We start from the raw sequence: 21,818 nt of genomic DNA on the forward strand, positions 1-21,818 counted from the left end.
AAGGATTCCTTGGCCTGGACGCGGGAGGACCTACGCCCCTCCCTCGTCTGGATCAGAAGCGCGCGGTGGCGCCGACGAACATGTAGCGCCCCAGCGAGTCGTACATCCCCGCGAAGAAGGCGCCGTTCGAGGTCTGGCCGCCCGTGCTGGCGGTCAGCGGCGGATCCTTGTCGAAGGCGTTGTTGACCCCGACGCGCAGGGTGACCTTCTCGGTGACGTTGGCCGAGGCGGCGAAGTCGACATAGCTGACGCTGGGCATCTTCAGATCATAGGGCTGGTAGGTCCCGGTCAGGTAGATCGAGCGGCTGGACTTGTCGTTCTTGGTCCCGCCGATATAGCGCCAGGTGGCCGACAGGTTGACGCCGCCGCGCGAAGTCCAGTCGGCGACCAGGCGGTGACGCCACTCGGGGACCGGCTGGCCGCAGGTGACGCCGAAATAGCCGTCGCAACGATACGGAGCCAGACCCGGCAGGATCTGGACCTCGTAGCGATCGGTCCGGGTTCCCGCGAGGTTCAAGCCCAACCGGCCCATGTCCCGGCCGAACAGCGCGGGCAGGTCATGCGAATAGCTGGCCGCGAAGTCCAGGCCCTTGGTTTTCAGATAGCCGGCGTTGACGCTGGTGGTGATCACGTAGCCGCTGGTCACCAGCGAGCCGGTGGCGGCGTTGCGCTTGATCAGCTCGCAGGCGATGCCGGCGTTGAGGCACTGGTTCAGCTCGATGCTGGCCGGCACCGTGGTGATCAGCTTCTTCACGTCGATGTCGAAATAGTCGATCGAGACGCTCAGGCCTTGCACGAAGCGCGGCATGAACTGGACGCCGAACGACTTGGTGTTCGAGGTCTCGGGATCCAGGTTCGGATTGCCGCCGACCATGGCTCCGGACTGCTGGCCGGCCGCCGGGGCGATCGAACCGTATTGGGTCGCCGTGACGCCGGACAGCGCGCACTGGGCCGCCGTCGCCTTCGGTGTCGTCCCTTCACACGGGTCGCTGATCGCCGCCGTCACCACGCGTTGGGGACCGAACAGCTCCACCAGGTTGGGCGCCCGCACGGCGCGCTGGTAGCTGGCGCGCAGGCGGATGTCGCTGATCGGCGTCCATTCGCCGCCGCCCTTGTAGGCCCAGGTGTCGCCGGCGATGCTGTAGTCGGAGTAGCGGACGCCGCCCTCGACCGACAGGCTCTTGAAGAACGGCTTGTTCTCGACCAGCGGCACGCGGATTTCGCCGTAGGCTTCCTTGACGTCGAACGAGCCGGCGATCGGGTATTCGCCGCCCGAATTCCCCGCCACGTCGCGGCTGCTGTAATAGCTGTCGGGCTGGAAGCTGATCTTCTCCTTGCGATATTCGGCGCCGATGGCCACGCCGATCGGATACGAGGCCAGCGGGCTGGTCAGGCCAAGGTCGCCGGTCAGAGCGCCGCTGAGGATGCTCTCCTCGGTGTAGCCGCTCCGGCGGACGATGTTCTGGACATAGTTCAGCGCCGCGGGGGTGATGCCGTCGACCTGGAACAGGTTGATGGGCACGCAGGACGGGTCGGTCCCGTTGGCCGCCGACTCGCAGACGATCTGGCCGCTGCTGTTGGTCACCGCGCGCAGGGCCTTGGCGAACTTGGCCAGCGAATAGTCGCCGGTCAGCCGCGAGCTGTAATCAGTTCGGCCGTATTGCGCATAGACGTCGTAGCGCCAGTGCGAACTCAGGTCGCCGCGCAGGCCCGCGACGCCGCGATACGAGATGTGGTCGGTAGAGTCGTGGCGCGAGCCCCCCAGGGCGTTGCGCTGCGAGACGATGACGTTGGCGCTCTGCGCATCGGTCAGGCCGACCGAGGTGCAGATCAGGTTCTTTTCCTGGGCCGACATCAGCGGGTTGTTGCAGTTGATCTTCTCGGAGACCGTGAACACGGCGGTGGGCGATAGTTTGATGTCGGCCTCGTCGTGCATGTACATCAGCTCGCCATAGGCCTCGGCCTTGTCCGAGATCTGGTAGCGGCCGAACAGGTCGGCGTTGTATCGCTTGTCGGGCGACTGGAGGTCGTAGGTCTTGCCGTTGTTGAAGCCGTCGGTGGAGCGATAGGTCCGCAGCGTATTGCCTTCCAGGGCGTAGCTGCCCCGGGTCGCGCCCGTGGTCGGATTGGTCAGCTGGAACTGCACCGGATAGGTGGCGCTGGACAGCGAGCAAGCATAGCCGGCTACGGTGGCCGACAGGTTGCAGGTGGAGAAGTCGCGATCCTTGGTGCCGACACCGTCGATCTTCTTGTAGCTGAAGAAGCCGGTGATGTTGCCTCGGCCGTCGGCGAAGTTCTTGCCGGCGGTGATCGAATAGCTCTGCTGACCGCCGTCCAGCTCGCGACCGATCGCCGGCGCCTGGCCCGCCGCCTTCGCGACCGAGGCGATCGAATTGTGGTTGTTGTGCATGTACAGGCCGCCCTGCACATCCAGCTGCACGCCTTCGAAGTCGCGCTTGAGCATGAAGTTGACGACCCCGGCCAGGGCGTCTGAGCCGTAGACGGCGGAGGCGCCGCCCGTGACCACGTCGATGCGCTGGATCAGGGCCGCCGGGATGTTGTTGATGTCCGCCGCCTGCGCCGCCGAGCGGGCCGGGTCGCCCTGCATCAGGCGACGGCCGTCGATCAACACGAGAGTCCGCTGGTTGCCGAGGTTGCGCAGGTTGATGGTCGCCGTGCCGCTGGCGCCGACGGTGCCGCCGCGATTGCCGCTGCCCTGGTCGGCGAAGGCCTGAGGCAGGGTATTGATCAGATCCTCGACCCGCACGACGCCGCGACGCGAGATTTCCTTGTCCCCAACGGTGCTGACCGGGCTGACGCTGGTGGCGTCGGGGCTCTTGATGCGCGAGCCGGTGACGACGATCGCCTCGACCTGGTCGACGGGCGCTTCCTGGGCGGCGGCCGCGCCGCCGCAGGCCAGGGCCGCCAGAACCGCGATGGAGGCGATCCCCAGCCATGAGGCCTTGGAGCGAGGACGGGCGAAAACAGGATCAGGCGCGAAACCGGCGACGGACGACATCGAAGAACCCCCTTGGTTTGTTGGCGCGCCTCGCCGACAGCCCTCCCCGCCGTCACTCTTTATCGTTGTTCACCAATAAGTAGAGATGATCAAAATTCGCACTGCTTTGTGCGAAACTTCGACCCTCCCTGCACTTTATTTATACTGTTGGGCGGAAGCGCGATGAAGGCACGCTAGCGAGCCCTCTTAGAAAGGGAAATTCTTTGTAATTATCTCGCTATAGATCGCGCTTATAGCCGTTGAGAGCGCGCGATCCAGTCTTTCTGGAAGCTCCCGTGCAGACCTTCTCGACCGCCACGCGCCCCCGCCCATCCGCCCGCACCCAGGCCATTTCCCTCCGCCAGCTGAGGTTCTTCACGGCCCTGGCGGAATCGGCCAATTTCAGCCGCGCCGCCGAGCGCATGACCGTGTCGCAACCGGCGCTCAGCGCGGCGATCCGGCAGATCGAGGAGCATATGGGCCTGCGGCTGTTCGATCGTAGCACCCACCATGTCGCCCTCACCGAAGCTGGCGCGGCCTTTCTGCCCCATGCCCGCCGCCTGCTGACCACGGCCGACAACGCCTTCATCGACATGAGCGACGCGGCCACGCGCGGCAAGTCGGTGGTGCGGGTCGGCGTCATCCCTTCGGTGGTGCCCGCTGCGGCCGAGGCGATCGCACGCCTGGGCCAGGAACGCCCCGACGTTTGCTTTCACCTCTGCGACGGCAAGAACGACAGCCTGATGGCCGACCTGCGCTCGGGGCGGCTGGACATCGTCGTCGGCGTCCTTGGCCGCATCGAGGACGACGTCAAGGCCAGCCTGATCACCGAGGACGAGATGATGCTGGCCGCTCCGGTGGGCCATCGCCTGGCCTCGCACGCCGAACTGCCCTGGAGCGCCCTGGAAGGCGACGAGATCGTCCACTTCACCGGCGGCAGCATCGGCGAGTTGAGTACGGCGGCCATGCGCCAGAACAATCTCTCGCCGTCGCAGCGTTTTCGGGTCGATCAGGTCGGGTCGCTATTCGGGCTGGTCGGCTCGGGCATGGCCCTGGGCGTCATCCCCCGCCTCTACGCGCGCGGCTATGAGACTGACAAGATCCGATTGATCCCGCTGACGTCACCGGCCATCCGGCGCAAGCTGATGCTGTTCCAGCGATCCAAGCTGAAAGAGGAACATCCCAGCGCGTTCGGTCTCGCCGCCGCCCTGATCCCCGCCCTCGCCAATATTCTCGCTTCCGAGGCTTAGCTGGCCACGCGCTCCCCCTGTTGCCGGAGTGAGCTGTTGGACGCCCGGATGAGCGTCGATCCTGCACCTTGGGATCGGCTCAGGGATCGGCTCAGCAGGCGGACCTAAAAGCGCACTGTTGTCCCCGGAAAGACTTCAGAGGCCGTCTCAAGGGCGAGATGGCCTCGATTTCTCAAGGTAAGGAAGCCTCAGTCAATGGTCGGGCGCCCCTCTGGGTTCTCCAGCGCCTATCGCGATACGCGCAAATCCTCATGTTATCGCGCTTGTCCCCCTACTGCGCCGTTCAGTAGTGTGCGGGCGGAGTCGAGGGAGTGGTTGTGGCGCTGTCGCGTAGCGAAATCGAGGCGATGGCGCCGGACCAGAGCGCGTTGAAAGCGGCCGCGGGGCTGCTGAAGCCGGCCAAATGGTCTTCTCGAGGCGTTTCTGGCGGCCTGATTTGGGGCGAATGCCAGGGCTCTGGAGCAAATCCCTATCGGGTTGCGGCCGATACCATCGACATCGGCAGCAAGTGCACCTGCCCGTCACGCAAATTTCCCTGCAAGCACGCCATCGCCCTGATGTGGCTGCACGTCGACGAACCAGGCGGCTTCGCGCCCGCCGAGACGCCCGACTGGGTCATCGAGTGGATGGGGCGCCGGCGCAAGTCGTCCAGCGGCGCGGCGCCTTTGGCCGCCAAGCCGGAGGGCGGCTCCAAGAGCCTCGACGCCGCCACCGAGGAGGTGGTCGTCGAGGCGCTGGATCCCGCCGTCGAGGCCAAGCGCAAGGCCGCCGCCGAGAGGCGGGCCGGCGACGTCCGGCGACAGGTCGAGACGGGGCTGGACGACCTGGAGCTCTGGATTTCCGACCAACTGCGCACCGGGTTGGGCGCCTTCCTGGCCGAGACGGCCGACCGTTGCCGACGGATCGCCGCCCGCCTTGTCGACGCCAAGGCCGGCGCCCTGGCCAGCCGGCTGGATGAGACGCCCTCCCGCCTGCTGCAACTGCCGACGGAGGAGCGCATCGATGCGGCCATTATTGAACTGGGCAAGCTGACCTTGCTGGCGCGAGCCTGGCGCGCCGAGCCCCTTGATCCGGAACTTCGGCGCGAGGTGGTTTCCACCGAGAGCCGCGAGGAGCTGATGACCGCCCCGGACGCGCCGCGCCACGCCGGGGTCTGGGAAGTGCTCGGAGAGCAGATCGCCACCCGTCGCGACGGGCTGGTCAGCGTCTCGACCTGGCTGCTGAACCTCGACGCCGAGGGGCCGCGTTTCGCGCAGTTGCTCGACTACTTCCCGGCTTCGGCCGGGCGACGCAGCGGCGCGTTCGCGGCCGGCGGCCGTTTCCGGGCCGAGCTGGTGTTCTACCCGGCGCGTTCGCCGCTGCGTGCGCTCATCATCGAGCGTTCCGAGGTCGATACGCAGGAGACGCGCGACAAGGCCTGGCCCGATCCCGCAACGGGAGATCCGCTGGCGCCCTACGCCGAGGTGCTGCTGGCTGCGCCCTGGACCTTGGCCGCGCCGGTGGCCTTGCCGTCTGGACGGATCGCCGAAGACGCGGCGGGGCGCTCCTGGTGGCGGGGTGAAACCGGTGCGCTGCCCATCGACGGCGCGACCTCGGACATCTCCCTGGGCGCACGGCTGGACGGCGCCGCAGGCCTCTGGAACGGAGCGAGGCTGACCCTGTTGGCGGCACGGACGAACTGGGGGCGTGTCGGCTTCGATGCTTGAACTCGAGGACCATCTCGCGCGGATCCGGGGCGCCTGGATGGCGGGTCGGGGCGCGGTGGATCATGCGCCGCCCGCCTGGCGCGACGCCGTGGGGGTGGGCGCGGGCGCCGAAGCGGCCTTGGTCGCACTGGCCGGCCAGGCGTTACAGGTGCTGTTCCCGCCCGCCGCGCCGCCGCTGACGACCCGCGCGCTGTTGCCGGTCTTGTCGGCGCCGACGCCCCCTGAGACGGCCCGCGCCCGCATCCGGCGACTTCTCGCCGCGCGCCGGACCGAAGAGGGCGGGATCAGGTCGCTGGTCCAGTTCCTGGCCGCTCGCGGCTACGTGATGCATCCGGCCGATTGGCTGCCACGCCCGACGGACGACTGGGCGCCGGCCATCTATGGCCCCTGGATGGCCTGGGCGGCCTCGGAGACCGCGAGACCATCCTCGGACGCGCTGACCGCCGAAAACTGGGATCATTGGCCCTGGGCCGAGCGACGGGCGGTCCTACTCGCCCTTCGCCGTAGCGATCCGGCCGCCGCGCGGACGCTTGTCGCCGCCAAGGCCGGCGACGAGCCCGCCGAGCGCCGCCTGAAGTTGCTGGAACTCCTCGAGCAAGGGCTGTCGCCGGACGACGCACCGGTGCTCGAGGGCTTCGCGGCCGATCGATCGGACCGTGTCCGGGCGCTGGTGCGGCGGTTGCTGGCGCGACTGGGGCGGGGCGACGCCGACGTTGCGTCCGCCCAGGAACTGGCCAGCATGGTGGAGCTAGCGCGAGTCGGCCTGATCAAGCGCCGCAACCAGCTGAAGCTGAAGCCCCTCAAGAACCTCACGCAGGAGGCCCGCCGATACGCCCTGCTTGAAACCGTCACCCTGGCTGACCTGGCCAAGGCGTTGGGCGTGGACGAGGAGACCTTGCTGGAGACCATCCCCGTCGGCGAGCCTCGGGTCATGAGCGGGTTCATGGCCATGGTCGAGGCCACCGCTTCGCCGGGTGCTTGGCGCACGCTGTTCGACCTGGTTCGGGGCGACGCCGGCGTATCGGTCGAACTGGTCGCCATCCTGGTCAGGCGGGCCTCGCCGGACGAGCGGCGCGCCGCCTTGCAGATGGTTCTTGCGCGAGAGGACGCCGCGACCTTCCAAGGCAGTCTCGCCGTGGCCGGCGACATGCTGGGCGTCGCGGGTATCAAGTCCGTGGTCCAGTCCCCGGCCTACAAGGCGCTGCTCGCGCTCCTGGCCGAGAGCCTATCGGCGGAAAGCCGCGCCCAATCGCCGATCCTGGCCGTCGGCCTGGCGAACCTCGGCCTGCTGGTCGACCCGAACGCAGCCAAGGCAATCATCGACGCCTGCGTCGCCAGCGGACTTTCAGCCGCCGATCCCCAGCTGGACCACCTGCATCTCAACATCGCCCTCGAACCGGAGCGTCCGACTTGACCGATATTCTGCGATTGCCGGCGGAGACGATCTACGCCGCCGAGCTCGACGCCCTGAAGCGCAAGGACGACGCCCCGCCCCCGCGCGGCTGGGCGATGTCGCCCAAGGCCGTGGTCACCTACCTGATGGGAGGAAAGGCGGCGGACGGCACGCCGATCACCGCCAAGTACGTCGGCGACCGCCGCCTGATCGAAACGGCGGTGGCGACCCTGGCCACCGACCGGGCCCTGCTGCTGCTCGGCGTGCCGGGCACGGCCAAGTCGTGGGTGTCGGAGCACCTGGCGGCCGCGATCTGCGGCGATTCCAGCCTGGTCATCCAGTGCACCGCCGGCACCGACGAGAACCAGATCCGCTATGGCTGGAACTACGCCCAACTGCTGGCCAACGGTCCTTCGCGCGAGGCCCTGGTGCCAACGCCGCTCTACCGGGCGATGGACAGCGGCAAGCTGTGCCGCCTGGAGGAGCTGACGCGGATGGGTTCGGACGTGCAGGACACGCTGATCACCGTGCTATCCGAAAAGATGATGCCGATTCCGGAGCTGAACGAGGCCGTCTACGCGCGGCGCGGCTTCAACCTGATCGCGACGGCCAACAACCGCGACAAGGGGGTCAACGAGCTGTCGTCGGCGCTGAAACGGCGATTCAACGTCGTGGTGCTGCCGCTGCCGGACGACATGGAGGAGGAGATCTCCATCGTGACGCGTCGCGTCGGCGAGATGGCCCAGAGCCTCGACCTGCCGGCGCCCAAGAACGTGACCGAGGAAGTCGCCCGCGTCGTCTCGATCTTCCGCGAGCTGCGCGGCGGCTCGACCCTCGACGGCAAGGTGACGCTGAAGACGCCCTCAGGTTCGCTGTCAACCGCCGAGGCGATCGCGGTCACCGTTGGCGGGCTGAGCCAGGCCGCCTATTTCGACAATGGCAAGTTGAGCGCGGAGGGCCTGGCGCCCAGCCTGCTTGGCGCCATCGTCAAAGACCCGGTGCAGGACAAGGTCGTGCTTGAGGAATACCTCGAGGCGGTCCTGAAGAAGCGTCCGGACTACGCCGGCTATTATCGCGCGTTGGTCGACCTGGTCTGATCACGTGGCCGCTGACGTCCACTATTTCGGAATCCGGCACCATGGGCCGGGGTCGGCGCGGCGGCTCGTCGACGCCCTAGAGGCGTTGCGCCCGACGACCGTCCTGATCGAAGGTCCGTCCGACGCGTCGGACCTGCTGCCAATGCTGGCCGACCCGGCCATGGTTCCTCCGGTGGCGCTGCTGGTCTACGCCTCGGACGATCCGGCCCGGGCCTCGTTCTGGCCGTTCGCCGTCTATTCGCCGGAGTACCAGGCCGCCTGTTGGGCGGTGCGCAACGGCGCGATCGTGCGGTTCATCGACGTTCCCGCCGCCTGGAACCTGGCCCCGCCCGCCGAACCGGCTTCCGCGCCGGAGACCGAATCTACCGAAGGGGCGAACGCGCCTCCGCCGCTGGACGAGATCGCGGCGCGCCTGGAACGCGACCCGATCGGACTGCTGGCCGAAGCCGGCGGCTACCAGGACGGGGAAAGCTGGTGGCGGGACGTCATCGAGGAGAGCCCGGCGTCGGAGGCCGTCTTCGCCGCCGTCGCTGACGCCATGGCGGCCCTGCGCTCCGCCGCGCCGGCCGCCATGGGACGCGAAGCCCTGCGAGAGGCGCACATGCGGCTTGAGATCGCCAAGGCGGCCAGGGATTCGGAAGGCGCGGTGGCCGTCGTCTGCGGCGCCTGGCACGAGCCCGCGTTGAAAGCCAAGATTCCGCTGTCGCAGGATCGTGATCTGGTCAAGGGCGCGCCCAGGCAGAAGATCAGCGCCACCTGGGCGCCCTGGACCTCGCCGCGGCTCGCGTTCCAGAGCGGCTATGCCGCCGGGGTCGCCGCGCCCGGCTGGTGCGGCCATCTGTGGGAGACGCCGCGCCAGGAGGTCAGCATTCGCTGGCTGGGCCGCATCGCCCGGGCGCTGCGCGAGGCCGGCCACATCGCCTCGACCGCCTCCTTGATCGAGGCGCAGCGCTTGGCTGTCGCCCTGGCGTCGATGCGCGACCGGCCGCATCCCGGCTTCGAGGAACTGCGCGAGGCTGCGATCGCCTGCCTCTGCGATGGCGAGCGGCTGGTCTGGGAGACGATCGCCGCCAAGCTGCTGCTGGGTGACGCCGTCGGCGAGATTTCTCCGGACGCGCCACTGGCTCCGTTGATCGAAGACCTCCAGCGCGAACAGCGGCGCACCCGGCTCAAGCCCGAGGCGCTGGAACGGGAACTGGCCATCGACCTGCGCAGCGAGAGCGGGCTGGATCGCTCCACCCTGCTGCACCGCCTGTCGATCCTGGACGTTCCGTGGGGACGCCAGGTCGACGCCGGCCGCAGCCGGGGCACCTTCCGCGAGCGCTGGCAACTGCGCTGGGAGCCCGAGTTCGCCGTCCGCCTGGTCGAGAACCTGGTCTATGGCCCGACCCTGGCTCGGGCCGCGGCCGGCCGCCTGACCGCGCGCTTCGCCGAGGCGACGGATCTGCCGACGCTCTGCAGCCTGACCCTGTCGGCCCTGACGGCTCAGTTGCCGGACGCCGCCCATAACGGGGTTGAGCGGATCGAGCATCGGGTGGCCCTGACCAGCGACTGCGGCGAGCTGTTGTCGTCGCTGGCGCCGCTGGGCGACATCGTCCGTTACGGCCAGGCTCGGCGCACCGACGCCGTTCAGCTGGAAACCCTGTTTGGCCGCATTCTATCCCAGGGGGCGCTCGCCCTGCCCTACGCGGCCCGGGGGCTGGACGCCGAGGCGGCCAAGGCCCTGCGCTCGGCCGTGCTGGCGGCCGACGCGGCGGCGGTGCTGGCCGAGGCGGAGTTGACCGATTGGCGCGGGGCGCTGTCGACCGTGGCTTACGACGAGCAGACCACGCCGCTGCTGGCCGGCGTGGCCTCGCGGCTGTTGTACGAGGCTGACAAGATCGCGCCCGAGGCGGCTGCCGATTTGCTGGGCCGGATGCTATCGCCCGGCCGAACCCTGGCGGAGGCCGCCGGGTTCTTCGAGGGTTTCTTCGACAGCGCCGGCGAGCGACTGATCTACGACGAGGGGCTGCGGGCGGCGGTCGATCACTGGATGTTGGCGCTGGAGGAAGACGACTTCACCGCCTTCCTGCCGCTATTTCGTCGGGCGTTGGGCAATCTGGACCGCATGCAGCGGCGGCGGCTGCTCGAGGCCATATTCGGCCGTGGCGGCGGAGGTCTGCAGGGGCGCGTCCTGGCCGCCGACGCCGAGGCGGTCTGGCCCGCCCATCTGCAGCGCTTGACCGACATCCTGACCGCGAGGCCGGCCACATGAACGAGGAACGCGAACGGCGCTGGCGGCTGGCCGTCGGCGGTGAAGACGAGGCCCTGTCGTCCAGCGACGACCAGCGGCTCTCCGGCGCCCTGACCATGCTCTACGGAGAAGGCGACGGTCCTGACGGCGCGGGGGGCAAGGGACGCGGCGGCCTGGGGCGATCGGCGCCGAGCGTCGCCCGCTGGCTGGGCGACATCCGCCAGTTCTTCCCAACGCCTGTCGTCCAGGTGTTGCAGAAGGACGCCATGGATCGCCTTGGCCTGCAGCAGATGTTGCTTGAGCCGGAGTTGCTGGGGGCGATCGAGGCCGACGTGAACCTCGTCGCCACGTTGATCAGCCTGCGCAACGTCATGCCGGCCAAGACCAAGGCGATTGCTCGCGAGGTGATCGCCAAGGTGGTCGCCGCGTTGATGGAGCGGCTGGAGAAGAAGACCGCCGAGGCCGTGCGCGGCGCGGTCGACCGCCGCCGTCGCACCGGCCGTCCCCGTTTTTCCGACATCGATTGGCCGCGCACCATCCAGGCCAATCTGCGCCACTATCAGGCCGAGCACCGCACCGTGGTGCCCGAGCGGCTGGTCGGCTTCATGCGCCGCCAGCGCCGGCTGGCGGACCTGGACGAGGTCGTGCTCTGCGTCGACCAGTCCGGCTCGATGGCGCCGTCGGTGGTCTACGCCTCGATCTTCGCCGCGGTGATGGCCTCGCTGCCGACGGTAAAGACCAAGCTGGTCTGCTTCGACACCGCCATCCTGGACCTGACGGACGACCTGGCCGATCCGGTGGAGGTCCTGTTCGGCGTCCAGCTTGGCGGCGGCACCGACATCAACCAGGCCGTCGCCTACTGCGAAGGCCAAATCGAAACCCCCGCCAAGTCGCACCTGATCCTGATCACCGACCTCTACGAGGGCGGCGACAGCGCGGCTCTGGTCGCCCGATTGGCGCGGCTGGTCGGCTCGGGCGTCAATGTCGTCACCCTGCTGGCGCTCAGCGACGAGGGTCGTCCGGCCTACGATCCGCGCCTCTCGGGCCGGGTAGCGGCGCTGGGCATACCGGTCTTCGCCTGCACCCCCGATCAGTTTCCCGACCTGATGGCCGCGGCCCTGAAACGAGAAGACGTCCTGGCCTGGGCGGCCAAGGCCGATATCAAAGCGATCCGGGCGGACGCATGAGGTGTCGGGGCGCTGCGGCCCGAACCGCACCGCCCAGCCGCGGGCGCGCAATCCCTGCCCGGTGCGGATAGAACTGCCCCTCCGACCAGTTTTTCCGCCTGCGTGAACACTGATTAGAGAAGCTTGGCCTCGTCGGAGGAAATCTCGGTTTCAATCTCCACCACTTCAATAGGAATTATGCCGCGAACGAAACCGGCGTTTCGCGGCAGGACGCGCGACGCCGACAAGCGGGGATTTGTCGTGATCAAGCGTCTTCTCATCGGAACGGCCGCCGGCGCAATCGGCGCGGCCTTCGCCGGCGCAGCCTTCGCCGGCGCAGCGCCGGAAGCGCCCGGGGACACCGCCGTGGAGCAGGTGATCGTCACCGCTCAGCGTCGCGAGCAGTCGGCTCAGGACGTGGGCGTGGCCTTGTCGGTGATCTCGGGCGACCAGCTGGCCGCACGCGGCGTGGCCACGGTCAACCAACTGCAGTACGCTACGCCCAGCCTGGAGATCACGCCGCAGTTCGGCAGCGGCCAGCCCAGCTTCCGCCTGCGCGGCGTCGGTTTCGACGACTACGCCTCGAACAACTCCTCGACCGTGGGCGTCAGCGTCGATGAGGTGGCCTATCCGATTCAGGCCCAGACCCAAGGCCTGCTGTTCGATATCGCCCGCGTGGAAGTGCTGCGCGGCCCGCAAGGCACGCTCTACGGCCGCAACACCACCGGCGGCGCGATCAACTTCGTCACCCATCGTCCGACCAGCACCCCGTCGGCGGGGATCACCGCCGAATATGACAACAACGGGGAATTCAAGGCCGAGGGCTTCGTCTCGGGCCCAATCAGCGACACCCTGAGCGGCCGTCTGGCCTTCGTCACGGACCAGGGCGGCGCCTGGCAGAAGAACCGCACGACCGGCGAGAAGCTGGGCGACAAGGACACCGCCTCGGTGCGCGGACAGCTGGCCTGGACGCCGACCGACAAGACCGACATCCTGCTCAGCGTCCACGCCGGCTACGACAAGTCCGAGCCGACCGGCCTCTATCTGTTCAATCCCCTGAGCTACAACGCCAGCCTGCCGACCATCGCCGCCGACGGCAGCCGCAAGAACACCGGCTGGGGCGGCTCGGCCGCCTTCGCCAGCCTGACCGGCATCGCCACCAACGCCAAGCCGTTCCACGACACCAAGAGCGGCGGCGTCTCGCTGCGCGCCCATACCGAGACCGACAGCGTCGACCTCGTTTCGATCACGTCCTACGAGACACTGCACCGCAAGGAGTACAACGACTGGGACGCTTCGGCCTATGCTTACGCCGGGACCTATTTCGACACCGACGCCAAGGTGTTCTCGCAGGAACTTCGCGCCTCGTCGAAGACGGAAGGCCCGCTGCAATGGCTGGTCGGCGGCTACTATTCGCGTGAAACGATCGACGAGGCCTTCTATTCCGACTTCTACCAGTCGCTGCTGTTCGACACCCGCACGACCTACAGCCAGAAGGTCCGCTCGGCCTCGCTGTTCGGCCAGCTGGAATATGCACTGAGTGACAAAGTGAAGCTGATCGGCGGCCTGCGCGGCGAGAACGAAAAGCGTAACCAGGACGACTTCGTCACCGCCGGCGTCTTCGCTCCTGGCGCGCCAGCGACCAACTTCAGCCCGACCGCGGACAAGGCGCTGCACAACAAGACCCTGACCGGCAAGCTCGCGATCGAGTATCGCCCGGTCGACGGCGTGCTGATCTACGCCAGCGCCAGCAAGGGCACGAAGTCGGGCGGCTTCACCTCCTACAATGTCGGCGACTCCTCCGCCGTCGACGGCTTCCGCCCTGAAACCCTGTGGGCCTACGAGACCGGCTTCAAGTCGACCTTCGCCGACAACACCGTCCAGCTGAACGGCTCGGTCTTCTATTACGACTACAAGAACCAGCAGGTTCAGTCGGCGATCTACGACATCAACAACGGCCCGATCGGGGCCATCGTCAACGCCCAGAAGTCGCACATCTATGGTGGCGAACTTGAGCTGACCTGGCGTCCGACGCCGGCCCTGCGGATCGGCCAGTCGCTGGGCTACAAGACCGGCAAGTTCGACAAGTACACCAACGACCTCGACATCCCGGCCAGCGTCGCGGCCAGGAAGGCGGTCTATATCGATCGCACTGGGGCCAAGGTCGGCTTCCCACCGCTCAGCTATGGCGGCGACGTGTCCTACACCTGGACCGTCGGCGACTACGAGGTCGAAGCTCAGGGCAACTACGCCTTCCACGACAAGACCAAACCGCTGCTGCTGGGCTCGCGCTACGACGTCGACAGCTACTGGCTGGCCAACGCCAGCGTGACGGTGTCGCCGGCCAAGGGCCCGTGGGCGCTGACCGCGTTCGCGCGGAATGTCTTCAACACCAAGTACGACCTGACGCGGAACTTCTTCCTGCCGCTGATCGATATCGCCGCGCCCGGTCAGCCGGCCACCTATGGCCTCCGCGCCCAATACCGCTTCTAGTCACGGCCGGCCGCTCAGGAGCGTCGAACATGTTGAAGATCCTGCTCTCGATCCTGGGCGGCCTGGCGGCCGTGGTGGTGCTCGCCGGCTTCGTCGGCTGGCTGCTGCTGCGCGGCCCTGACATCCCCTACGAGACCCTGGAAGCCAAGTACGCCACCAAGGCCTCGCACTATGCCGACCTGCCCGGCGGCGTGCGCCTGCACTACAAGGACGAGGGCAAGGCTGACGGGCCCCTGCTGGTTCTGGTCCACGGCTTCGGCGACTCGCATTTCTCGTGGGAGGGCTGGGTCGCGCGGCTCTCCGACCGTTACCGGATCATCACTGTCGACCTGCCCGGCCACGGCCTGACCCGCGCGCCGGCCGGCTATGTCGCTTCCGCTGATGGGGCCGCCGATCTGATCGACGCCTTGGCGGCCCGGGAAAACCTCCCCAAGTTCGCCATAGCCGGCAACTCGATGGGCGGCGGCGTCGCCTGGCAGGTGGCCGTGCACCATCCAGACCGCGTCAACGCCCTGATCCTGGCCGACGCCGCCGGCTGGCCGGCCACCACGCTGAAGAAGCCGCCTCTGGCCTTCAAGCTGCTGAAGTACTCGTGGGGCCGCGCCTTCCTGCGATCGATCGACAACAAGCCGCTGATCCGCACGGGCCTGCGCGGCGAGGTCGGCGATCCGGCCGTGATCACCGACGCCTTCATCGATCGCTGGGCCGAACTGCAGCGCGCCCCAGGCCACCGCGCCATCCTGATGTCGATCCAGCCGGGCAAGCACAGCCAGGCGACCAAGGAGGTCCTAGCGACGATCAAGGTTCCGACCCTGGTGCTGTGGGGCGAGATCGACCCGCTGATCGAGGTGGCCGGGGCCAACAAGTTCGCCCAGGCCATCCCCGGCGCGAAGCTGATCACCTACTCCAAGGTCGGCCACCTGCCCCAAGTCGAGATCCCGCAGCGCTCCGCCGACGACGTGGCCGCTTTCCTGGCCGCCTCCAAGATCCAATAGCTGGCGCGGCCGCCCGGTCCTTCTAGAGTGCTTCCATGCGTACCGACTATCTCGGCAATCCGGTCAGCGGGACCTCAGACGCGGCCCTGGCGGCCATCGACAGTTTCGTCGACGGCTTCCTCAGCTACGAGACCCGGGCGGCCGAGGTGATCGGCGCGGCCGAGGCGCATGCGGACCATGCGCTGCTGAACGCCTATGCCGCGATCCTGTGGCTGCTGTTGGAAGCACCGGAAGCCGCCGAGCGCGCCGCGCCCTACCTGGCCCGGGCGCGGACGGCGGCCGCCGAGGCTCATCCACGCGAGAAGGCGTTCGTCGATTTCGTGGCCGCCTGGTCGGCCGACGATATCCCCAGCGCCCTGGCCATCGCCGACACGATCCTGGCGGCTTGGCCGCGCGACCTGCTGGTGCTGAAGCTTCGGCATTATCACGACTTCAACCACGGCGACTTCCCGGCCATGCTGCGCGCCGCCAGCGCCGCCTTGCCGCACGCCGACGACGTCGCTCACCTCCACGGCATGCTGGCCTTCGCCTATGAGCAGTGCCACCTGCTAGACGAGGCCGAGGCCGCCGCCCGCCGCGCCCTCGACCTCAAGCGCAAGGAACCTTGGGCTCAGCACGCCCTGGCCCATGTGATGCTGACCCAAGGCCGCGTCGCCGAGGGCGTCGCTTTCCTGGAGGGCGTGCAGGACACCTGGACCGGCCTGAACTCGTTCATGGACACGCACCTGTGGTGGCACCTGGCGTTGTTCTATCTCAGCCAAGGCAGGTTCGATGCTGCGCTCGCCGCCTATGACGACCACTGCTGGGCGCAGGAGAAGGGCTATTCCCAGGATCAGGTCGGCGCGGTGTCGCTGCTGGCCCGGCTGGAGCTGGCGGGCGTCGATGTCGGCGAACGCTGGAGCGACCTGGCCGATTATCTGGCTGTTCGCGCCGACGACCTGGTCCAGCCGTTCCTGACCCTGCAGTATCTCTACGGTCTGGCCCGCGCTGGACGACCGGAAACGGACACCTTGCTGACCGCCGTGCGTCGCGCGGCGCTAGAGGCCCCCGACCACGTCCGTGAGACCTGGCGCGAAGTCGCTTTGCCCGCCGCCGACGGCCTGGTCGCTCACACCCGCGGCGATTATGCGACCGCCCTGCGAGGCTTGCGCGCCGCCCTGCCGCGCCTCTCTGAGATCGGCGGCAGCCACGCCCAGCGCGATCTCTTCGAGCAACTGGTCCTCGATGCCCTGATCCGGACCAATCGCCTGTCCGAGGCCCAGCAGGCGTTGGAGCTAAGGCGCGGTTTCGACCCCAACGGCGTCCCGCTGAACCGCGCCCTGGCCGACGTCTACGACCGGCTGGGCCTGCCCGGCGAGGCCGCCAAGGCCCGGGCTCGCCTCGCGTGAGCTTCCGCTCGCTTCTCGGTCTCGCGGCCGCCTGCCTGTTGGCCCTTGCCCCGACCGCCCGCGCCGCGCCCAGGGACACGGTGACGGTCGCCCTTCAACTGGAGCCGCCGAATCTGGACCCGACTTCGGGCGCGGCCGTGGCGACCGACGAAGTGGTCTACGGCACGGTGTTCGAGGGCTTGGTCCGGCTCGACGCCCAGGGCGCGATCAAGCCCCTGCTAGCGACCTGGTGGGAGATCTCGCCCGACGGCCTGACCTACACCTTCCACCTGCGCGGCGGGGTGAGGTTTCAGGACGGAACGCCCTTCGACGCCGGCATCGTGAAGTTCAGCCTGGAGCGCGCCATCGCCCCCGCCTCGACCAACGTCCAGAAGCAGGCGCTCAGCGTCATCCGCCAGGTCGAGGTCGTTGATCCGCGAACGGTGCGCCTGCAACTGGCCAGCCCCGACAGCGATCTGCTCTACACCCTGACCTGGGGCGACAGCGTGATGGTCTCGCCAAGATCGGCGGGCAGCCTCGCCACCGCGCCTGTCGGCACCGGCCCGTTCAGATTCACCGGCTGGCGACGCGGCGACACGGTCAGCCTCGCCCGCAACGACGGCTACTGGGGCCAGCCCGCCAAGCTGAGGACGGTGCGCTTCAAGTTCATCGCCGATCCCGCGGCGGCCTTCGCGGCGATCAAGACCCACGAGGTCGACGCCTTCCTCGACTATCCAGCCCCGGAGAGCCTGGCCCAGTTGCGCGCCGATCCGGCCCTGGAGGTGGTCACCGCCTCCAGCGAGGGCGAGGTGATCCTGGCGATCAACCAACGCACCGGCCCGCTGGCCGACGTGCGGGTGCGCCGCGCCCTGCAGCACGCCCTCGACCGCCGGGCGATCATCGACGGGGCGATGTACGGCTACGGGACGCCGATCGGCAGCCATTTTCCGCCGCAGAACGCGGCTTATGTCGATCTCACCGGCCTCTATCCGCACGATATTGCCAAGGCCAAGGCGCTGCTGGCGCAGGCCGGCTACCCGAACGGCCTGGACCTGACGCTGAAACTGCCGCCGCCGAACTACGCCCGGCGCAGCGGCGAGATCGTCGCCGCCCAGCTGGCCCAGGCCGGCGTGCGGGTGAAGATCGAGAACCTGGAATGGGCCCAGTGGCTGGATCAGGTCTACGGCCGGCACGCCTTCGACCTCACGATCGTCAGCCACGCCGAGCCGATGGACTACGCCATCTACGACAAGGCCGACTACTATTTCGGCTATCACAGCGAAGCCTTCCACGGCCTGATGCAAGCACTGAAGGGCGCAACCGACGAGGGCCAGCGCACGGCGATCCTGGGCCAGATCCAGCGGCGGATCGCCGAGGACGCGGTCAACGGCTTCCTGTTTCAATTCCCGCGCCTGGGCGTGTTCGATGCGCGACTGAAGGACTTCTGGGTCAATTCACCGACCCAGATCATCGACCTGCACGCGGCCTCCTTCGAGGGCCCCAGGGGGACGGAGACGATCATCGACGCCAAGTCCGGATCGGCCGGCGCGATCCTTGGCGGCGTCCTGGCGCTCGCGGTCGTCGGAGGCCTGGCCCTGCTCGCCGCCCGCTTCGGCGCCGTCTGGCTGGGTGGCCGGGCGGTGGTGATGGCCCTGACTCTGCTGACCGCCAGCGTTGTGGTCTTCGCCATCATCCAGGTCGTGCCAGGCGATCCCGCCGCCTATATGCTGGGCCTGAACGCCAGCCCCGAAGCGATCGCCAACCTGCGCCACCAGATGGGGCTCGAGGGCCCGACCGCGCAACGCTACCTGGCCTGGCTGCTGGGCATGCTGCACGGCGACCTTGGCGTCAGCTACACCTACCAGACTCCCGTCGCGGCTCTGGTGGGCGAGCGGATCGGCGTGTCCCTGCCGCTGGCCCTGCTGGCCATGGCGCTGTCGATCGTCGTCGGCGCGCCGATCGGCGCCCTGGCCGCCGCCCGGCGCGGCAAGGCGGCCGACACCGTCGTCATGGGCTTGACCCAAGTAGGCGTCGCCATTCCGAACTTCTGGTTCGCCGTGCTCTTGGTCATGGTCTTTTCGATCAGCCTGCGCTGGGTCTCGGCCGGCGGCTTCCCGGGCTGGGAAGCGGGCCTTGGTCCCGCCCTAGGAGCCCTGGCCCTGCCCGCCCTGGCGCTGGCCGCGCCGCAAGCGGCGATCATCGCCCGCGTCACCCGCTCGGCCCTGATCGACACCCTGGCCGAGGACTACATGCGCACCGCCCGCGCCAAGGGCCTGACCGCGAGACGAGCCCTCTGGCGACACGGCCTGCCCAACGCCCTGATCCCGCTCCTGACCATCCTGGGCCTGCAGTTTCCATTCCTGCTGGCCGGCGGGGTGATCATCGAGAACGTCTTCTTCCTGCCGGGCCTGGGACGCCTGGTCCTGCAGGCCGTCACCCAGCGCGACCTGATCGTGGTGCAGGGGGTGGTCATGCTGCTGGTCTTCGCCGTCGTGGCCACCAACTTCCTGGTCGACGTGGCCTATGTCCTGGTTGATCCCAGGCTGCGGAAGCGACGCGGATGAGCCGGTCACGTCTCCCGCCTACGCTCATCGCCGGCGCCGCGATCAGCGCCGGCTTCGTGGTCGCCGCGCTGCTATCCCTGGTGTGGACGCCCTATGACGTCACAGCCTTCGACATCGGTCACCGCCTGCAGGGCCCCTCGGCCGCCCACTGGCTGGGCCTGGACCACTTCGGCCGCGACGTCGCCTCGATGATCCTGCTGGGCGCCCGCAACGCCTTGTCGGTTTCGCTGGTGGCGGTGCTGCTCGGCGCGGGGATCGGCGTGCCGCTGGGCCTGCTGGCCGCCGCTCGCCGGGGCTGGACGGACGAGCTGCTCATGCGCGGCTCCGACGTGGTCTTCGCCTTCCCGGCCCTGATCCTGGCCATCCTGATCACCGCCGTCCTGGGCCCCGGGGCAATCAACGCCGTCATCGCCATCGGCGTCTTCAACGTGCCGGTCTTCGCCAGACTGACCCGAGGGTCGGCCCTCAGCCTGTGGACCCGCGACTACGTCCTGGCCGCCCGCGCGGCCGGCAAGGGCGCCGCACGGATCTCGCTGGAGCACATCACACCAGGCCTGGCCAGCACGCTGATCGTCCAGGCGACCTTGCAGTTCTCGCTGGGCGTCATCGCCGAGGCGGGGCTGTCGTATGTGGGCCTGGGCGCCCAGCCGCCGGCCGCCAGCTGGGGCAAGATGCTGGCGGACGCCCAGACCCTGGCGGCCTTCTCGCCCCTTCAGGCCGTCTTTCCGGGGCTGGCCATCGTCATCACCGTGCTCGGCCTGAACCTGCTGGGCGACGGCCTCCGCGACCGGCTCGACCCGCACCTGACCGAGGACGGCTGATGCTGGAGATCCGCGACCTCAAGCTCATCCTCGGCGACAAGCCTATCCTCAAAGGCCTGACCCTCACCCTAGAGGCGGGCCAGGTGCTGGGCGTCGTCGGCGAGTCCGGCTCGGGCAAGTCGATGACCGCGCTCTCGATCCTGGGCCTTCCGCCGGGGGGCGCGAAGATCGAGGGGACGATCCGCTTCGAGGGCGGCGACCTTGTCGGCCTGTCCGAGGCCGAGCTGACCCGTCTGCGCGGTGATCGCATCGGCATGGTGTTCCAGGAGCCAATGACCGCCCTGAACCCGGTCATGACCATCGGCGAGCAGGTGGCCGAGGTCGTGCGCGTGCACCGTAGGGTTACACGCGCCGAGGCCAAAGCCGCCGCTCGCCAAGCGCTGGATCGCGTCGGGCTGAAGGACATCCCCTCGGCCCGCTATCCGCACGAGCTGTCGGGCGGCCAGCGCCAGCGCGTAGCCATCGCCATCGCCCTTGTTCTGTCGCCGCGCCTGCTGGTCGCCGACGAGCCGACCACGGCCCTGGACGTCACGACCCAGGCCCAGATCCTCGACCTGCTGCTGCGCCTGGTTCGTGAAGACGGCGCGGCTCTGATCCTGATCAGCCACGACCTGGCCCTGGTCGCTCAGGCCGCTGACCGGGTGGCCGTGATGAAGAACGGCGAGATCGTCGAGCAGGGCGAAACCGGCGCCCTCTTCCAGGCCCTGGCCCATCCCTACACCCGCGCCCTGGCGGCGGACGCCGAGCACGCGCCGGTTCGCGCGCACCGGCCGGACCCAGGCGCCCCACCGGTGCTGGAGGCCCGCCAGGTGGTCCGCGACTATCCCGGCCCGCGCGGCTTCCTGCGCGCCGGTCCGCCGATCCGTGTGCTGCCCGGCGTCTCGCTGGAAATCCGCCCCGGCGAGATCGTCGGCCTGGTCGGCGAGTCCGGCAGCGGCAAGTCGACCCTGCTACGGGCCCTGCTGGCGCTGGAGCCGGTGCAAGGCGGCGAGGTGCGCCTGGCCGGCCAGCCGTTCACACCGGCCTCGCCCCGCCGCAGCCGCCGCGCCATCCAACTGGTTTTCCAGGATCCGACCGGCAGCCTGGATCCGCGCTGGACGGTCGAGCGCCTGGTCGCCGAGCCGCTGCACCTGCTGGACGCCAGGCTCTCGCCCACCGAGCGCCGCGCCAAGGTCCAGGCCATGCTGGTCAAGGTCGGCCTGCCCGCCGACGCCGCCGACCGCTATCCGCACCAGTTCAGCGGCGGCCAGCGCCAGCGCATCGCCATCGCCCGCGCCCTGATCGTCGAGCCGGAGGTCATCGCCCTGGACGAGGCGGTCTCGGCCCTGGATGTTACAGTTCGCGCCGAGGTGCTGGACCTGCTCGCCAAGCTCTCTGACGAACTGGGCGTGGCCTATCTGTTCGTGACGCATGACATGGGCGTGGTGCGCGGCCTGACCGACCGGGTGCTGGTCATGCGCAAGGGCGAGATCGTCGAAGCCGGCCCGACCGCAGAGGTTTTCGCCAATCCTCGGCATCCCTATACAGCCCAGTTGATCGCCGCGACGCCGAACCTGGCGCGCGCGCTGGCGGCGCGGGCCTAGAGCATCGCGCGGAAAAGTGGATGCCGGTTTTCCGCAAAAGCGATGCGAGAACAAAAACCTAGAGCCTGTTGAGATTAGGCGGCGTAGCCTGAGTTTCTGAGATAGTTGGCGCATTCTTCTGGTGGGAAGGCGTTGAGGAGCAAGCCGGTGGC

General features: G+C 68.5%; 13 protein-coding genes. 12 read left to right on the forward strand and 1 reads right to left on the reverse strand.

What is annotated here, in order from left to right:
• Positions 1-52: 52 nt before the first annotated feature.
• Positions 53-3,019 carry a TonB-dependent receptor gene (locus EV278_RS21120; protein WP_132095750.1) on the reverse strand — a complete coding sequence of 989 codons (2,967 nt, stop codon included), beginning with the start codon at positions 3,017-3,019 and terminating at the stop codon, positions 53-55.
• Between the two features lie 275 nt (positions 3,020-3,294).
• Here EV278_RS21120 and EV278_RS21125 point away from each other — a divergent pair, with 275 nt between their 5' ends.
• The 12 genes from EV278_RS21125 to EV278_RS21180 all read left to right on the forward strand — a co-directional run bounded on the left by EV278_RS21125 (position 3,295) and on the right by EV278_RS21180 (position 21,666).
• Positions 3,295-4,248: a LysR family transcriptional regulator gene (locus EV278_RS21125; RefSeq protein ID WP_165916729.1), complete on the forward strand. Its 954-nt coding sequence runs from the start codon at positions 3,295-3,297 to the stop codon at positions 4,246-4,248.
• A gap of 557 nt (positions 4,249-4,805) precedes the next feature.
• Positions 4,806-5,954, forward strand: a complete 1,149-nt coding sequence (locus EV278_RS21130) for a hypothetical protein (RefSeq protein ID WP_243692290.1) — start codon at positions 4,806-4,808, stop codon at positions 5,952-5,954.
• Positions 5,947-7,368 (forward strand): DUF5691 domain-containing protein, encoded by a 1,422-nt coding sequence (locus EV278_RS21135; protein ID WP_132095754.1) that lies wholly within the window; start codon positions 5,947-5,949, stop codon positions 7,366-7,368. Before EV278_RS21130 ends, EV278_RS21135 begins: the two co-directional genes overlap by 8 nt.
• Complete coding sequence (locus EV278_RS21140) at positions 7,365-8,444, forward strand: AAA family ATPase (protein WP_132095756.1); 1,080 nt, start codon at positions 7,365-7,367, stop codon at positions 8,442-8,444. Before EV278_RS21135 ends, EV278_RS21140 begins: the two co-directional genes overlap by 4 nt.
• Positions 8,445-8,448: 4 nt before the next feature.
• Positions 8,449-10,698: a DUF5682 family protein gene (locus EV278_RS24115; protein WP_165916730.1), complete on the forward strand. Its 2,250-nt coding sequence runs from the start codon at positions 8,449-8,451 to the stop codon at positions 10,696-10,698.
• The gene (locus tag EV278_RS21150) at positions 10,695-11,864 is read left to right on the forward strand and encodes a VWA domain-containing protein (protein ID WP_132095758.1); all 1,170 of its coding nucleotides are present in this window, start codon (positions 10,695-10,697) and stop codon (positions 11,862-11,864) included. The genes EV278_RS24115 and EV278_RS21150 overlap by 4 nt, the downstream gene beginning before the upstream one ends.
• A gap of 240 nt (positions 11,865-12,104) precedes the next feature.
• Positions 12,105-14,336, forward strand: coding sequence for a TonB-dependent receptor (locus tag EV278_RS21155; protein WP_243692291.1), 2,232 nt, complete (start codon positions 12,105-12,107; stop codon positions 14,334-14,336).
• A gap of 29 nt (positions 14,337-14,365) precedes the next feature.
• Positions 14,366-15,331: an alpha/beta hydrolase gene (locus EV278_RS21160; protein WP_132095762.1), complete on the forward strand. Its 966-nt coding sequence runs from the start codon at positions 14,366-14,368 to the stop codon at positions 15,329-15,331.
• Positions 15,332-15,366: 35 nt separating this feature from the next.
• Positions 15,367-16,719: a tetratricopeptide repeat protein gene (locus EV278_RS21165; RefSeq protein ID WP_132095764.1), complete on the forward strand. Its 1,353-nt coding sequence runs from the start codon at positions 15,367-15,369 to the stop codon at positions 16,717-16,719.
• Entirely contained in the window at positions 16,716-19,262 is a 2,547-nt protein-coding gene (locus EV278_RS21170) for an ABC transporter substrate-binding protein (RefSeq protein WP_132095766.1), read from the forward strand. The genes EV278_RS21165 and EV278_RS21170 overlap by 4 nt, the downstream gene beginning before the upstream one ends.
• Positions 19,259-20,083 carry an ABC transporter permease gene (locus EV278_RS21175; RefSeq protein ID WP_132095768.1) on the forward strand — a complete coding sequence of 275 codons (825 nt, stop codon included), beginning with the start codon at positions 19,259-19,261 and terminating at the stop codon, positions 20,081-20,083. The genes EV278_RS21170 and EV278_RS21175 overlap by 4 nt, the downstream gene beginning before the upstream one ends.
• Complete coding sequence (locus EV278_RS21180; RefSeq protein ID WP_132095770.1) at positions 20,083-21,666, forward strand: ABC transporter ATP-binding protein; 1,584 nt, start codon at positions 20,083-20,085, stop codon at positions 21,664-21,666. Before EV278_RS21175 ends, EV278_RS21180 begins: the two co-directional genes overlap by 1 nt.
• Positions 21,667-21,818: the final 152 nt, after the last annotated feature.

Origin of the sequence: Caulobacter sp. BK020, assembly GCF_004342605.1 — a bacterium.
Lineage (GTDB): Bacteria > Pseudomonadota > Alphaproteobacteria > Caulobacterales > Caulobacteraceae > Caulobacter.